This window comes from Sunxiuqinia rutila (assembly GCF_050589705.1).
GTDB lineage: Bacteria > Bacteroidota > Bacteroidia > Bacteroidales > Prolixibacteraceae > Sunxiuqinia > Sunxiuqinia rutila.
Genome location: NZ_JBNGOT010000023.1, coordinates 1 through 16,381 on the forward strand (window position 1 = coordinate 1; position 16,381 = coordinate 16,381).

The 16,381-nt window shown below is 44.7% G+C and carries 10 protein-coding genes and 2 tRNA genes; 4 read left to right on the forward strand and 8 right to left on the reverse strand.

Annotation, left to right across the window (positions count from 1 at the left end; all coding sequences use genetic code 11):
• The first annotated feature begins 2 nt into the window (after nucleotides 1-2).
• Both ACRD6K_RS19175 and ACRD6K_RS19180 read left to right on the forward strand, forming a co-directional pair.
• A tRNA-Gly gene (locus ACRD6K_RS19175) sits at nucleotides 3-75 on the forward strand.
• A gap of 325 nt (nucleotides 76-400) precedes the next feature.
• Nucleotides 401-474, forward strand: a tRNA-Arg gene (locus tag ACRD6K_RS19180).
• A gap of 217 nt (nucleotides 475-691) precedes the next feature.
• On the opposite strand, the gene ACRD6K_RS19185 is transcribed toward ACRD6K_RS19180, so the two are convergent.
• The 7 genes from ACRD6K_RS19185 to ACRD6K_RS19215 all read right to left on the reverse strand — a co-directional run bounded on the left by ACRD6K_RS19185 (nucleotide 692) and on the right by ACRD6K_RS19215 (nucleotide 12,486).
• Complete coding sequence (locus ACRD6K_RS19185; protein WP_430974557.1) at nucleotides 692-877, reverse strand: alpha-L-rhamnosidase C-terminal domain-containing protein; 186 nt, start codon at nucleotides 875-877, stop codon at nucleotides 692-694.
• Between the two features lie 79 nt (nucleotides 878-956).
• The gene (locus ACRD6K_RS19190) at nucleotides 957-3,653 is read right to left on the reverse strand and encodes a glycoside hydrolase family 78 protein (protein ID WP_430974558.1); all 2,697 of its coding nucleotides are present in this window, start codon (nucleotides 3,651-3,653) and stop codon (nucleotides 957-959) included.
• Between the two features lie 39 nt (nucleotides 3,654-3,692).
• Complete coding sequence (locus tag ACRD6K_RS19195) at nucleotides 3,693-6,503, reverse strand: family 78 glycoside hydrolase catalytic domain (RefSeq protein WP_430974559.1); 2,811 nt, start codon at nucleotides 6,501-6,503, stop codon at nucleotides 3,693-3,695.
• A 62-nt stretch (nucleotides 6,504-6,565) separates the two neighbouring features.
• On the reverse strand, nucleotides 6,566-8,866 hold the full coding sequence (locus ACRD6K_RS19200; RefSeq protein WP_430974560.1) for an alpha-L-rhamnosidase-related protein: 2,301 nt from the start codon (nucleotides 8,864-8,866) through the stop codon (nucleotides 6,566-6,568).
• Between the two features lie 51 nt (nucleotides 8,867-8,917).
• A complete protein-coding gene (locus ACRD6K_RS19205) occupies nucleotides 8,918-9,124 on the reverse strand; it encodes a hypothetical protein (RefSeq protein WP_430974561.1) in 207 nt (68 codons plus the stop codon).
• 193 nt (nucleotides 9,125-9,317) lie between these two features.
• Nucleotides 9,318-10,244, reverse strand: coding sequence for a DMT family transporter (locus ACRD6K_RS19210; RefSeq protein ID WP_430974562.1), 927 nt, complete (start codon nucleotides 10,242-10,244; stop codon nucleotides 9,318-9,320).
• A 130-nt stretch (nucleotides 10,245-10,374) separates the two neighbouring features.
• Nucleotides 10,375-12,486: a M3 family metallopeptidase gene (locus ACRD6K_RS19215; protein ID WP_430974563.1), complete on the reverse strand. Its 2,112-nt coding sequence runs from the start codon at nucleotides 12,484-12,486 to the stop codon at nucleotides 10,375-10,377.
• Nucleotides 12,487-12,716: 230 nt separating this feature from the next.
• Here ACRD6K_RS19215 and pheT point away from each other — a divergent pair, with 230 nt between their 5' ends.
• Nucleotides 12,717-15,173 (forward strand): phenylalanine--tRNA ligase subunit beta, encoded by a 2,457-nt coding sequence (pheT, locus tag ACRD6K_RS19220; protein ID WP_430974564.1) that lies wholly within the window; start codon nucleotides 12,717-12,719, stop codon nucleotides 15,171-15,173.
• Between the two features lie 170 nt (nucleotides 15,174-15,343).
• On the opposite strand, the gene ACRD6K_RS19225 is transcribed toward pheT, so the two are convergent.
• Nucleotides 15,344-15,544, reverse strand: a complete 201-nt coding sequence (locus ACRD6K_RS19225; protein WP_430974565.1) for a YwbE family protein — start codon at nucleotides 15,542-15,544, stop codon at nucleotides 15,344-15,346.
• 161 nt (nucleotides 15,545-15,705) lie between these two features.
• On the opposite strand from ACRD6K_RS19225, the gene ACRD6K_RS19230 reads away from it, so the two are divergent.
• Nucleotides 15,706-16,116, forward strand: coding sequence for a hypothetical protein (locus ACRD6K_RS19230; protein WP_430974566.1), 411 nt, complete (start codon nucleotides 15,706-15,708; stop codon nucleotides 16,114-16,116).
• Nucleotides 16,117-16,381: the final 265 nt, after the last annotated feature.

Here is a 16,381-nt window from a genome sequence, read left to right on the forward strand (position 1 = left end):
TTGCGGGAGTAGCTCAGCTGATAGAGCATTAGCCTTCCAAGCTAAGGGTCGCGAGTTTGAATCTCGTCTCCCGCTCAGATTTAAAGGTTGTCAATTCATTTTTGACAACCTTTTTTGTGCCTTTATACGAAATTCTCCAACCAAGAAACTGCATGAAAAATCAAGTTGAGAAGACAAATTTTAAGCAGCTGAGAGAGACTAATCCAATGCTTGCAGGCTCCTGTTTCTCTAGGATACACTAAAATCCATCTCCTGACCCATAAATTTCGAATCTTTTTTTTCGACGGAACAAATAGATTTTCAAAAGAGTACACCAACCGGACTGACTTTCGGTTTTAAAATTTTTAATTCAGTCCATTGTTTATCCAAAAATATGCTATATTTGCACCTCAATTGAAACGGACTTGTAGCTTAATTGGATAGAGCACCTGACTACGGATCAGGAGGTTAGGGGTTCGAGTCCCTTCAGGTTCACTCGAAAAGAGAGTCAAAATCACACCCGATTTTGACTCTCTTTTTTTATGGTATTAACCACAAGCTGAAATCCGATATATCTGAATTATGCGGAAAAAATTACGTACCTGAGAAATGCTTCCGTTCCTCATTCCTACTTCAACCGCCACAAAGACGCTATGAAGCATCAGAAAGGTTATTTCCCCAACCGACAATTCTTTCTGAATGACTCAAAAAACTACTTCAAAATGACTGTGACTTCCTCGTAGGCCTCAAAACTGGTGGCAATTGTTCCGTCAGCCTGCTTTCGGTGCTCACTCTCAACCACACCGTAAGGAGTCGGGAAAGTACCTTTCACCCAAGTCAGATCCCCCAAGTGAGGCTCAAGTTCTATTTTGGAACATCCTGGTCCCACCACATTCATGCCCAAAGCATATTGGTTAACCTGGGCGTTGGACCAAAAGCCCAAAAGCAGCATGTAACTACCTCGCCTCCCATTTTGATTACCGAATTGTAAAATCGTATTCTCCGGGCATCAATGAAATCCTCAACCCTCCGCCTTCCGATTTTACTACTTTCAGAAGCTCATTGCGGGTAATCGATTTCCCATTCTCCATAACATTATCCGATTCCAGGTAAAGTGTTGCTGTACTGTTAGCAGGCACACGAACCTGATAGCTTATTTTTCGGCCATCCCGTTTCCACGCTGAAACAATCTCGCCATAAGGCCCTTCATGACTGGCATTGAAAAAGGTTAACCCCTTTACAAAATTTGGTTTCAGAATAATGTTCTTGAATCCTGGTTGTTGTTCATCCGGAAAAATCCCGCCTAAGCCTTTGTAATACCAGGCATTAACTTCTCCAAACATGATGTGATTCATTGAAATATCACTTTGGGCATCCAGTGGCCAGTTTTCATAAAAAGTTGTGGCACCATTGACAATCCACCAGCCCCACGACGGGAAATCCTCTTGTGTAGCAAGCTCATAGGCCAGGTCAGCATAGCCATTCTCGCTCAAAGCATTCAGGATTGTTTTCGTTCCCAACAAGCCCACATCCAAATGCTTATTATCCGCTTCCACTCGTTTAGCCAGGTTTACAGCTACTTTCGCAACCAACTCCTCCGGCACCAGCCCCCAGTAGAGTGCCACACTCAATTCGGTCTGCAAGCCGCTACCATAAATCCCTTTTTCTCGATCAAGGTACTTTGCATTCAGTGCCTGCCTGATCTTTTCGGCCAAGCGCTGGTACTTCTGATAATCGCCCTCTTTCCCTAAAAGTTTGGCTGCCTTGGACAAAATAACAACGTCCGCATAGTAGTAGGCTGTTGAAGTAAACTCTTTGGGTGCTTTTGATTTTACCGGCACCCAGTCGCCCAGCCCCCAGTCGGTAATACCGGAAGGCCAGTTCGTATCGATGTAGTCAACATACTGTTTGATGTTGTCGTAACAATCGGCCAGAACTTTGCGATCGCCATAAAACAAATAAATGTTCCAGGGAATGATCGCAATGGTGCTCGTCCAGTCGGGGCCATTGGCCCATTGGTAGCCCCATCCGCTGGTTGGAATAATGGCCGGAAGAACCCCATTGGGTTGTTGTTCATCGCGATGATCAGCCATCCACTTTTCATACACCGTAATGGCATCATAGTTATACAATCCGGTTTCGATATTAATGTGAGCATCTCCCGTCCAGCCATTCTTTTCGCGCTGCGGACAATCGGTCGGATAACCAAACAGGTTTGCCAAATAAGAACTATTGGCGGCCTGCCATGTTTTATTCAGCGTTTCATTTGAAGAATAAATAGTTCCAACCGGAGGCACATCGCTATGCATAAAATAGGCTGTCAGGTTTTCCGGGCTAAGCTCCAGCGGCTGATCGGAAGTAACTTCTACATATTGAAAACCCTTGTAATTGAAGCGTGGAAGAAAGGTGTCCTTCTTTTTCCCGCTCAGGATGAAGATATCTGTCTGAAAAGGATCAGTGTCGTCAGTTGGACGGTAATGAACATCAATATTCGACAGATCGGCATAGCCCTTTTCCGTCAGGCGTTCTGCATGCTTCAACCGGATGGTTGTTCCTTCCGGGCCTTGTGCCGTCATTTGAGTGACACCCGAAATGTTGCGCCCAAAGTCAAACAGGTAGGTGTTTTCATCAAGTTTCTTCATGTTTTGCACCGGAAGCTCTTCAACATGACGAACAGGCACCATCGTTTGTGCCACAGTGTTTTCAGACGGAGCTCCTGTTAACAGGACACTCCCCCACTTCGAATCATCAAAACCGGGCTTGTTCCACCCCGGAAGTTCAAGGCGGGCATCATAATGCTCGGCAGTATAAATGCTGTTAAAAATAACCGGACTCGCAGTTGTTTTCCAATCCGACCTGGTTCGAACTGTTTCTTCTGAACCATCTTCATATACAATCCGAACATCCATGCAAAACTTTGGACGGGCACGCCAGGGAGCTTTATCAAAATACCAAACGGCTGTTGACTGGTGATTGTACCAGCCATTTCCAAGCAAGACGCCAATGGCATTGTTGCCCTCGTTTAAGGAGTTGGTTAAATCATAAGTAACATACAAATTCCGACGGTCAAAACGCGTATACATCGGATCCAGCCGATGATTGCCTACTTTTTCGCCATTCACCATCAATTCGTACAGGCCGGCAACAGCAATGTAGGCCCGAGCAGCCTTCACCTTTTTGCTCACCTTGAATTCCTTCCGGAAATAAGGTGCTGATTTTAGGTTATAGTCATAGGTGTCCGAAATCCAGCTCCCTTGCCAGTTGTCCTTATTCATCATGCCGGTTTCGAAATGTGCTGCTTCTGACAGGTCAGACCAATTGCCTACTTCATCCTGAACTTTTACTGCCCAAAAGTAACGGGTAAAAGGACTGAGTTTGGGACCGGAATAAATCGCGGGTACCCTTGCCGAAACAACTTCTCCCGAATTCCAGATGTTTCCCTTTCCAGCCTTCACTTCCTGCAAATCTGTTCCCACCCAAAGTTGGTATTTGGCTTGTAAAATACCATCCTTTTCAGCTTGCAGCTGCCAGGAAAAACGAGGTTGTTCACCGTCAATCCCCAAAGGATTTTCGAGATGCTCACACCTTAGCTTCACCACTTCAAATTGAGCAAAACAAGAAGCTCCAACCAACAACAAAAACACGGATAATATGGTAAAACGAATATTTTTCATACGACTATAAGCTACTGATTTAAACACTTAAGATTTCTATTACTGACCGGATAATTCAAAATGATAGCTTCCCGATTCAAGCTCGACAACAAATTTATTCCCTGTTTTTGTGACCTTGCGTATGCCTTCCACTCCCGGCTGGTAGTTGCCGTTTTCCCAAATCAACGACTGACTCTCTGTCACCCTGATTTCTTCAGAGCCCCTAATTGGCAAAGCCACCGTTCCGGTTGAGTTGGCAGGAATGGTAACTTGATAGCGAAACTGATTGGATGATTTTTCCCACGAAGAAACAATCGTTCCGGCAACCGTTTCCTGCGAAGCACTTACATGAGTCAATCCTTCCGGTACAGAAGGTGACAGGTAAACATGCCGATACCCTTTGGAGGTGTTACCTTCCAGAGGCGATTGAATGCCGGCTAAATACTTGTAAAAATATTCAACCACCGACCCAAACATTTGATGATTATGCGAGTTCTCTCCCTCAAAGTCCTCCAACAAAGTGGTTGAATGATTTTCCAGCCAATAGCCAAAACTTGGATATGTTTTTTGAATTGCCACTTCATAGGCCAGATCAGTCTGGTTGCCCTGCTCCAGAATGGGCCACAGGTATTTTGTTCCAATGATTCCGGTATTCAGGTGCTTGTTTCGGGCATGCAAATCATCCACGATGGTTCTGAAAACATCCTCCTTGTATTGTTCTGAAACCAAATTGCCATGCAAAGCCAGCAATTGATAAGTCTGATAAGTTGAGTCTGTTCCGTAAAGTGCAGTTTCCGGATTGAAGAACTTCTGGTTAAATGCCTGCTTAATGGTGTCACTCAATCCAGCAAAACGCTGGGCATCATCTGTATTTCCAAGCAATTGGCCAATTTCTGAAAACAACTTTGCATTGTAATAAAAATAGAACGTATTCACCACCGGGTGATTGGGGCCATCGCGCTGCCCCGGCGCACACCATTCACCTAAAGAATACCAGTAGCCTAAGAAGTCATTAATAATATAGGGCTCCTCCGGATTGCTGTCTGTTTGAGCCAGTTCAATAAGGTATTCCAGGTATTTTTTCATGGTTGGATAATGTTCTTCCAGAATCTGAACATCGTTGTAATAGCGATTCATCCAATAGGGAATCAGGATGTAAGCACTTCCCCAGGCTACACCACCACCCATGCCTCCGATCAAGGTGGGAGAAGTATTCGGAATACGCCCATTCTCCTCCTGCGCATCACGCATGTCGTTCAGCCATTTGTTAAAAAACGGGGCCATCTGAAAATCATGAATCGAGGTTTCAGCAATCACCTGTCCGTCTCCGTTATAAGCCCCTTTTTCGCGATGCGGGCAGTCGGTTGGATAACCAACGGTGTTTCCCATTTGAGACCAAAGGCCAGCTTCATGAATTTGATTGAGCAAAGAATCGGACGATGTAAAGCTTCCGTTACGCTCCAGTGCCGACCGGACCACCCGCCCCTCTACCTTCAGCTTGTCCAGCGTGCTTCCGTCGTTTGTAGCCACTTCGATGTAGCGAAAACCGGTATAGAAAAAACGCGGTTCGTAGGTTTCATCTTCCCCACCTTTCAAGGTATAGTCGGTCCAGTTTTGGGCGTGATAACGAAATTTTTCACTCAAACGGTCTCCGGCTTCCAGCGGCTTGGGGAACAGCTCATCGTTTAAGGTTTCCGAGCCTCTTACCCGGATGGTTTGCCCTTTCTTTCCGCGAACTTCCAGGCGCCACCAGCCAGCGATATTCTGTCCCAAATCAAACAGATACACACCATCAGCAACTTGAGTGGCAGTAATGGGTAGAATGGTCTGAGTAACTTGGATTGGAGGAAGTGATTGCGCCACCAGTTTTCCTCCCGGAGCTTCAGCAATCCGGGCCAATGACCAGTTCTCAGCATTGATTTCATCAGTTGCCCAACCGTCAACTTCCAGCAAGGCATTATAATCTTCACCCCCATAAATATTGTTGAAAGTGATTGGCCCCGGGGCATACTTCCACGAATCATCGCTTACGAGCACCTGTTGGCTCCCATCTTCAAAAGTAAGATTTAGCTGAACAATAAAACAAGGATTCCCCAGTCGGGAACCGCCGTTTCCCCAGCTGTACCGGCCTTCGGTTTGCCTTAAGTTGTAGGCCCCGCTCCCCAGCATCACACCCGAAACATTCGTTCCTTCCTGCAAGAACTCCGTCACATTGTAAGTGGAATACAAAATCGTTTTCCGGTAATCGGTAACTGCCGGGTCCAACACATGATCGCCCACTTTTTGCCCATTCAGCAAAAACTCGTAAAAACCACAGGCAGTAACAAAGGCATAAGCTTGTTTTACTTTTTTTTCGATGTGAAATTCTTTCCTGAAAATCGGACTTGCGTCTGCGATATCCTCCCGGGTTGTGATCCATTGCGCCTGCCAGTCTTCTGCGTCCAATAGCCCGGTATGAAATGTTGCCGGCTCACTCCAGCACGTCTTTCCCTGCTTGGTCTGTACACGCACCCGCCAATAGTAAGTCTGATTGCTTTTCAAAGGTGCTCCCTGGTAGGCTACATTCACGGTTTGTCCCGATTCAACCTGACCCGATTGCCACTGTTTCCCTTTCCCCTGCTCCAGTTCCTCCAGGCTCTCATCGACAAAAATGGAATAGGACTGCTGATAAACGCCCCGTTCTTCCGATAAAATTTTCCAGGAAAACCGGGGATGTTGTTTATCAATGCCTACAGGATTCTTCAGGTATTCACAGCGAAGATCTGTAAGTTGAACTTCGTCTGAAGAACAGCCTGTTAAAAACAAAACTGAAAGTATCAGGGGATAAAGGATCCACTTCAGGGTACAGCAAGAAAAGTTTGGTTTATTCATGGTCGTTCTATTGAGGTTATCTAATCAAGTGTAAATCGGCTCATGCCAGCCATAGCCAGGGCTTATTTGCCGACAAAGTGCCAAGCGCCATTTTGAACTTCAAAATACAGGTAGCCATTTTCCCGTTTCACGAAATGTGCATAGGAATTCGCCCTCGGCTTCCTTTTCCAAATGGTTTTGTTATTCAAAGCAACCGACTGGCACGAATCCGGAATACAGATTATACCTTTTGAGCCACCCGGAATACCAGCTTCAAGCCGGAATTCGCCACTAATCTGTGCAACACGAACTTTTACTTCTCCGGCAATTGTTTCATTCGCTGTTTGGGCAAATTGCAAATTGCCTAGCTGAGGCTTGATTTGAATTGTTTTCCAGGCAGGCTCCACCGGAAAAACGCCACACACATATTGCGCCATAATAGTCAGGCCGCCACCACTCCAGGCATGATTAGCCGAACCACCACCAAAACCGTCAACTCCGGTTCCCCAGCCCTCATACAGGGTCGAACTCTTCGGATCATTCACCATCAAAGAGAACCGCTCTTTCAATCGCTCCAGCCCGTATTCAGCATAGCCCATCTGAAACAAGGCTTCAATGACATATTTTTCCATATATGGACTGGCATATTTTTGGCTTTGCAACAATTCATAAATCCGAGCGAATTTATCCGGGTCAACCAGACCTGCCACCACAGCCAAAGCCTGTGCCCGATCATCAGTTTCTTCTTCATAGCCTGGGAAACGGTATTCCTGGCCATTCCAAATCACCCGATTAAAAGCTGTCTTAAATTGTTGCATCTTTTGCTCCGTTTGGGTCACTTCTTCGAATTTCCCAAGTAGCTCAGACATGTTTCGAAATCCTTTTAAGGCCAAATAGTACCAGGTATTGAAAAGAGTTTGTCTATCCACATTTGTCCCCCAATCGCCCCAGTACCAATCTCCTTCACGAACCTTTAAAATTCCTTTGTCTGCTATTTCCCAAATGTCCAGATACCGCTTAACACCGTCATAAACCTGTTCAATCGTTTCCTGATCTCCGGTATTCTGATAGTAATTCCAAAACCCAAAATAGCCAATACTTGCCAACATTTGTCCCGGAAGCTCGCGATCCCAATTCCCGGCAGGAACCGGTGAAAACAATACGCCATTCTCTTTCTGCCACCACACCAATTCCAACATGCCTTTGCGGGTGAGCGAGGCTGCCTCTGGCGAAAGTGCATAAAAAGCCTCCCCACTTTCATTAACCACATCTCCCCACCATTGTGCTCGTTCCCGATCGGGACAGTCCATATAGGTATCGCGCATGGTAACATAAAGAGTTCGCACGGCCTTTTCCCATAAGCGATTGAAAAACGGATCGCTACAACTAAACGAACCTGTAAACCCGCTTTGGAATCCTGTTTCCCGAAACTTCACATCGAGTACCGTGATGCCTTCGGGGAAATAATAGCGCACTTCATGACCATTCATCCACCCCAGAGACTCGTATTCCTGAACACCGTTGGTGGTAATGTATTCGGCTCTTACATTTTCAGGACCACCACCCCGGTAATGATCTGTCCGAATGTCAATAAGCTTTCCGGCTTCTGCCGAAATCTTAAAATAAGGAGTAACCTGTGCATTGTAGGGTAGCAAACACACCAACGTATCCCCCTTACTTTCAAACGGCAAAGAAGAAATTTCAGGATACCGCTTCAGCCCATAATCCTTCCATTGCGGAACAGGGCGTTTAACCAACTGGTTCCAGGGAGCTGATTCTGCACTTCCAACAACCTTTGCCGGATTAAATCCTACCAATTCCTCGTTGGGGTTTACCCAGTTAAAATTGCCAAGCTGCGCGTTGAATCGCACATTCGACTCCGGCAACCGGTAATTGGGATGGGGCGCGGCGGTGTTTTCAAACCCTCGATCCAGACGGCTTTTCCAGCTTTGGTCACTAATAATATCAAGGGCCTTGCACTGGAAAACCAGGCCGGCCTGCCCGCTACTTTTATGCGAAAACCCCTCTTTGCCAAAATACCATACCAGAATAGCAATTTTGTTTTTGCCTTTTTGCAGAAAAGGAGCCAATTCTACTTGATCATAGTACGTATCCTTTGGGTTGGGTCCTCGCTTCAACTGACCTTCAAAAACCACTAACTTACCGTTAATCCACATCCAGTACTTAGAATCACAAGCAATGGATGCCACCGCCTCAATCGGAAGCTCTTCCACTTCAAATTCTTTGACAAAATCAATCCAGGTGTTGGCTAAATTCTGGTTTTCAACGTCTGTTATGCGCTGAGCCGTCCAGTTTTGGGCCGAACCAAAACCACCATTTAAAAAGAATAAAACAGCCAAAAGGAATAACGATTTATAGTTCATGATTTCAGAAAGTTAGGTTTAGTTATTGTGAGATTTTAGAATTTATAAAGTCTAATCAGGTTTGCAAATGATTTCTTGCCAATCGAAATCTCCCCAACCACTTGTCCGTTTTTCTCCAAAGCAACTCCGCCCTTCAACCAATAAGAGACTAAAAATCAATAAATACCAAAAAATAAAAAAGATAAGAGATGTGGCAGATTTCACACCAAAAGGAAAGAGGTTTAATCGCATAGCAAGTTTAGGTTTTAGCTTTGCCATTAAATATATAAAAATTAAATGCACCCACTATCCTGTGCTATCGGCCCCGGGGTATAAATGATTCTGAATTAAGCTAAACCGTCAATGGTAGGAAAGGAGAACTAAGCACTAGCATGTAGTAAATAGACTCTGAAAGGTAACAGAACATTACCTAAAAATGTAGAAGCAAAATCCGAGTTTCTATTTACTTACCTTAGGATTTTGAAGAGGCCTTCATTTCAGCTATCAAGGCCCGTTTTCTCAACTTCCTGTCAAGAAAGGGATAAAGAACAACTGCTGAAAGAATAACAAGCGTTCCGATATAAAAACCGGCTGACATGAATTCTGAATCCCTAAAAATAAAGAAGGCCATCAAAATGCCATAAACCGGTTCCATATTAATGGTCAGCACTACCGAGTAAGCCGACAGCACTTTCATCACATCAATGGAAACCACAAAAGCATAGGCTGTACATATAATTCCCAAAACAACCAGCCATAGCCAGTCTAATGGCACTGGAGCGACAAAGTTCGAAGAAAAGCGCCCGCTTAACAAAAGAAAAAGCGTGATCCCCACAAAGCCACTCCCCATTTCATAGAAGCTGATGGCCACGGGATGATACTTGGTGATAAATGTTTTATTCAAAACCGTAAACAGACCAGCCAAAAAGGCTGAGGTAAGCGCCGTAAGGATTCCTAACTTATAACGAAACTCAAACTGAAAAATAAGATAAAGCCCACCAATAATCACCAAGCCAATAACAAGCTCCAACCATTTAACCCGCCGCTTTACAATGATTGGTTCAAGAATACTGGTGAACAAGGTTGTTGAAGCCAAACACCCGAGTGTCACCGACACGTTCGAAATTTTAACGGCATGAAAGAAGGTGATCCAATGAAGAGCAACAACCAGCCCTACTGCAACCATTTTCAAAACAACTCGCCCGGAATAAACCACCGATTGCTTTTTATAGCTCAGGTAAATCCCCAGTGCAGCAAAAGCAATTAGCATGCGATACCAAACCATTTCGGCAGCAGGAAGTGTAATTAACTTCCCCAAAATGGCGGTAAACCCATAGATAAAAACCACAAAATGAAGTTTCAGGTGATTCTTCAATAATTCATTCACTCGGATCAACATCTAGCTAAAATTTAATGCGTGCAATTTACAAAATTAGTCAAGCGCTTTGGAGCGTATTCGACCACAAAAAAAGAGCCTTGCGAATAAAAATCGCAAGACTCCTTGAGTTCTATTTCTTTTGGGGCCTGTGTTATTTCAAGCCACGTTTCTGCAACAAATATTCTGGAGAAGGATCTTGTCCTCGGAAATTGCGGTAAATAACCATTCCCTCATCTGAACCTGATTTGGCAAGCAAAGTGCGGAACTTCGCAGCAAGCTCAGGATTAAACAGATCGCCTGACTCTTTGAAAGCAGCAAAAGCATCGGTATCCAGCACGCCGGCCCAAATGTACACATAGTAACCAGCCGAGTAGCCACCTGCAAAAATATGCGAAAAGTAAGTACTCCGGTAACGAGGAATAATCTCATCAATCAAGCCCACCGCGTCCATGGATGAACGTTCAAAATCAAGCACATCTCCTTCAAAAGCCTTGGTATGCCAGTCCATATCCAGCAGCGAAGCCGCCAGGTATTCAACGGTTGCAAACCCTTGGTTGAAGTGGCCACTGTTAACCAGCTTCTGCACCAAGTCATCCGGAATTACTTCTCCGGTTTCGTAATGTTTGGCATATACTTTCAGTACTTCTGGTTCAGCGGCCCAGTTCTCCATAATTTGAGAAGGCAGCTCAACGAAGTCGCGTGGCACACGGCCGGCTGTCCGCTGGTAAGGGCCATCCGTAAATAAGCCGTGTAAAGCATGGCCAAACTCGTGGAAGAAAGTAGTCACCTCATCAAAGGTCAGCAAAGCAGGCATGTCGCCTGATGGACGTGTGAAGTTACAAACAATGGAAGTAATTGGGTACTGAACTTTTTTGCCATCCACGTAAGCCACATCGCGGTAACCAGTGTTCCAGGCACCAACACGCTTGCCGTCTCTGGGGTGAAAATCCATGTACAACACACCCACATGCGAACCGTCAGCTTCTTTTACTTCCCAGGCTTCAGCCTCCGGATGATAAACCGGAATATCTTCCCGACGTTCAAATTGAATTCCATACAACTGGTTGGATACGTAAAAAATTCCTTCTCGCACATTGTCCAGGCTGAAATAAGGCTGCAGCTCTGACTCATCCAAATCGTATTTTTCCTTGCGCAGTTTTTCTGAATAGTACCACCAATCCCAGGATTCCAACTGGAAATTACCCCCTTCACGGTTGATGATCGCCTGCATTTCGTCACGCTCATTTTTGGCAACTTCCAAGGCTGGTTTCCACAGTTTCAGCAAGAAATCGTAAACATTTTCAGAGGTCTTAGCCATGTTGTTATCCAGAATGTAAGCAGCGTAGTTTTCAAATCCCAGCAACTGGGCTTTTTCCTGACGCAACTGAACCATTTGGCCTAAGATCTTTTTATTGTCAAACTCATTGTCATTGTTACCACGCATGAAATAGCCGCGATAAATTTTCTCCCGCAAGTCGCGGTTATCAGCATATTGCAGGAATGGAATCAAACTCGGTTTTTGCAAAGTAAAAACCCATTTACCAGTCATGCCGGCTTTTTCAGCTTCCTCGGCAGCAGCTGCAACCACCGCTTCCGGCAAGCCACTCAGGTCTGCTTCGTTGTCAATCACCAACTGGAAGTTTTTGTTGGTCTCTGCCAGCAGGTTCTCACCAAACTGCAAACGCAGGTTCGACAATTCCTGGTTCAGCTCACGCAGCTTGGCCTGATCTTCATCCGACAGGTTAGCCCCGTTGCGCTCAAAATCTTTATAGAATTTTTCCAGCACCCGCATCTGTTCCTGGTCCAGATTCAAGCTTTCGCGCTGCTCATAAACGGCTTTTACTCGCTCAAAAAGTGCTTTATTCAGCATGATGTTGTCGCCGTGCTCGGTTGTAATGGGCGAAATTTCACGAGCCAAAGCTTGCATCTCCGGATTGGTATTGGCCGAATTCAGGTTGTAAAAAACGGTTGTCACACGATCCAGCAAATCACCCGACACATCCATGGCCAGGATTGTATTTTCAAAAGTCGGAGCTTCCGGATTGGAAGTAATCGCTTCTATTTCTTGTTGATGTTGCTTAATGCCTTCTTCTACAGCAGGCAAATAATGCTCAATCTTAATTTCACCGAAAGGAGGAACCTCAAAAGGGGTTTCATAGGTTTTCAAAAATGGATTATCCATGGCTGAATTTGTTTCTGTTGATGAATTACAAGAAGCAAAAATAACCAGAATAAGCATTAAAACAGGATTAAATCTCTTCATCTTCTTTGTGTTATTTTTTGAAAAATTTGGTGCGTAAAATAAGAAAATATTTGACAACAGAAGATGACACTTGTTAGTCCCGGTTAAAACGAAGCAAGACCTTTTAGCTTTTATTCTGAAAAAAATAAAAACACAATAATTATACAACTTTGCCCCACCCCAAAAAATGCTTACTTTTGCAGGTCTCAAAAAGACTGACATTCTCAAATTCAGCATAAAGCATTGCAATTATGAAAATTTCCTACAAGTGGCTAAAAGACTATATAGCAACTGATCTTACTCCGCAACAATTGGAAGGAGTACTTACGCAGACAGGCCTTGAAATTGGCAGTATTGAAGAAGTGGAAAGTATTAAAGGCGGACTTCGGGGGTTAGTTATTGGCGAAGTGCTCACCTGCGAGAAACATCCCAACTCTGATCACCTGAGCAAAACTACGGTTGATGTTGGAACCGACAGCCCGCTCCCAATCGTTTGCGGAGCACCCAATGTAGCCGCCGGGCAAAAAGTGGTCGTGGCTACCATAGGAACAACGCTTTATAGCGGAGAAGAAGAGTTTGTCATCAAACGGTCCAAAATCCGTGGCGAAGAGTCACAAGGAATGATTTGCGCCGAAGACGAAATTGGCCTTGGCAAAAGTCACGATGGCATTATGGTTTTACCGGCCGATGCGGTGGTAGGAACCCCTGCCAACACTTATTTCAATGTTGAATCTGATTATTCCATTGAAGTGGACTTAACGCCCAACCGCATTGACGGAGCCTCACACATTGGTGTGGCCCGCGACCTGGCTGCCTACCTGAAACAGGAACAAGCCATCGTCTACACCAAGCCCTCCGAGGAAGCCTTCAAAGTGGATGACCACTCGCTGGAAATTCCCGTTGAAGTAGCAACACCCGAAGCATGCCCACGCTATGCCGGTGTAACCATTAGCGGTGTGAAGGTGGCGGAATCACCAGACTGGTTGAAAAACCGGTTAAAAACCATTGGTTTGAGTCCGATCAACAATGTGGTGGATATTACCAACTACGTGCTGTTTGAAACCGGACAACCGCTGCACGCTTTCGATGCCAGCCAAATAACCGGAAACAAGGTGGTGGTTCAAACACTTCCTGCCGGCACCAAATTTATGACTCTGGACGAAGTGGAACGCGAACTCCACGAGGACGACCTTATGATTTGCAACGCTCAGGAAGGCATGTGCATTGGTGGTGTTTTCGGCGGTATTCAGTCAGGCGTAAAAGATTCTACAACAACTATTTTCCTTGAGTCGGCTTGTTTTGATCCGGTTTACATCCGGAAAACTGCACGCCGCCATGGCTTAAATACAGACGCTTCATTTCGCTTCGAGCGCGGCACGGATCCCAATGGGGTAATTTATGCCCTAAAACGTGCGGCCTTACTTATTAAGGAAATTGCCGGCGGAAAAATATCCTCCGAAATCGTAGATATTTACCCCACTCCTATCGAAGACTTCAAAGTTGAAGTGAGCTATGCCAACATCCAACGGTTAATTGGAAAAGACCTGGGAGCTGAGCGAATCAAGCTGATTCTTGAAGGACTGGAGATAAAAATCGACAACGAAACAGAAACAGGCTTGTCGCTTTCTGTACCTCCTTACCGGGTGGATGTTAAACGAGAAGCCGATGTGGTGGAAGAAATCCTGCGTATTTACGGGTACAACAACATTGAAATCCCCGCCAAGGTAAATGCATCATTACAATATTCTGACGCACACAACCCGGAGAAAATTCGCATGTTGCTGGCCGATATGCTAACCGCCCAGGGTTTTAATGAAATTTGGTCGAACTCGCTCACCAAGGCATCCTATTACGAAAACGGAGAAACCTACAAAGACGAACATACCGTCAAGCTGTTCAATCCGTTAAGCAATGACTTGGGAGTTATGCGCCAAACCCTGCTTTTCGGTGGTTTGGAAGCCATTGCCCGCAACGCGAACCGCCAAAATGCAGATCTTCGGTTGTACGAATTTGGCAACTGCTACTTCTACAACAATGAAAACCAAACAACGGACCGCCTGAAAAACTATCGCGAGGAAGAACACCTGGCCTTGTTTATCACCGGAGCAAAGGAAAAGGAAAACTGGACAGCTCCACAAACGGAAAGCAGCTTCTATCAGCTGAAAACCTATGCCGAGAACCTGCTGGCGAAAATGGGACTGAAAAACGATAAGTTAAACCTTGAAAGCTTCAGCAACGAACTTTTCAGCGAAGGCTTAACTTACTCAACCCGCAATGGCAACAAAAAGGTTGTGGAAATTGGAATTGTTCACCCCAAACTGAGAAAACAATTTGAGATTGACAATCCGGTTTATGCAGCTGACCTGGTGATGGGAACCATTATACAGGATCAGAAAAACAACCAGACGCTTTATTCAGAACTGCCTAAATACCCCGAAGTTCGTCGGGACTTAGCCTTGTTGCTGAACAAAGAAGTGCAGTTTGGACAAATTCGCGAACTGGCCTTTAAGGTTGAACGCAAACTCCTGCGCGCAGTCGATTTGTTTGATGTTTATGAAGGCCAGGGTGTGCCGGAAGGTAAGAAATCTTACGCCGTCAGCTTCACTTTGCGCGATGATGAAAAGACGCTTAAAGACAAACAAATTGATAAAATCATGCAGAAGTTAATTTTCCAGTTTGACAAAGAACTGGGGGCTAAACTTCGCTAAGAAGAATTATTGGAATTTGGATTGCAGCTTTCTTTCAACGAACAAAGCTGCAATCCAACTCCTTTTTTTTTGCAATTTGACCAACGACAAGTTCGGCAACTCTTTTTTTTACTCTCTACTGACTACCGGATCATTGATCAAAAAGAATAACTTTCCCGAGAAATCAACAGTTAATCATCTTCCAGAATCGTTTTCACCCGTCCCACTTCACCCGTTTCCAATTGCACTTTTATGCCATGCGGATGCGTGGGCGACTTGGTCAAAATACGGGCAACATAACCTTCTGTCAACTCACCCGTTCGTTGATGATGCTTCTGCACAATCTCCACATGACTCTCTATCTGAATATTAACTCGTTTTCTTCCGTCCATTTTTTTTGCCTGAAGAAACAATTATTTTGCGATATTTAAAAGACAGAATCAGGAATTGCTTTCATCGTTCTAATTTTAATACGGTTAATGCATCAATATTTAAAGATATTTTTATCTTTAAAGGAAATTATATGAAGTACATAAACCAAAACAACAAATAAATGAAAGAAAACGAGCAATGGACTTACTCAAAATCGGGCCCCGACAAAACGCTGTCGGAACCGAAAAATCAGCCAATTCAGCTGGATAGCTGTCCTCAAAACGGGAAGAACTGCGCTACCCACCGGGCAAAAATCAATGAATGCCTGGTCAATTCATTTCATCACTTTTCTCATCGCGAATACGACTTTTCTATCAATGAGTTGAAAATTGCTTTTGATAAAACCAAAGAACTGGAAAAGTCAACCTGCACCAGTTGTGCCAAACTCTTTCGCACACGAATTACTGCTTCCATGGAACAAATCCACGATGAATTACATAAAATGACAACAGGCCTTTTCAAATCCAAACGCTACAAACCCAGCTTTGAATATGCCACAGTCATCATTCAGGAGTTCAAAGAAAATATATAAACATTCGGACTGACACCAATTCCTTTTCATCGAACTTCTAAATTCCGATGAAAAGGCTCAATGCAGACCAACAAGTAACACAACACGACCAATAACTTGTTCGTTATTAAAATAGATTCAGGAGTTCAATTGGCAATTCCTGAAGCAAACAACGACACGATGGCTCTTCAGCAAATTAAAAAATAGCACAGTGCTTGCAAGCAGCTCCCAAACAGTTAAGCTCGCACCACACAGCATGCCGGGTAAAAAAGGATGTCTGTTAAAA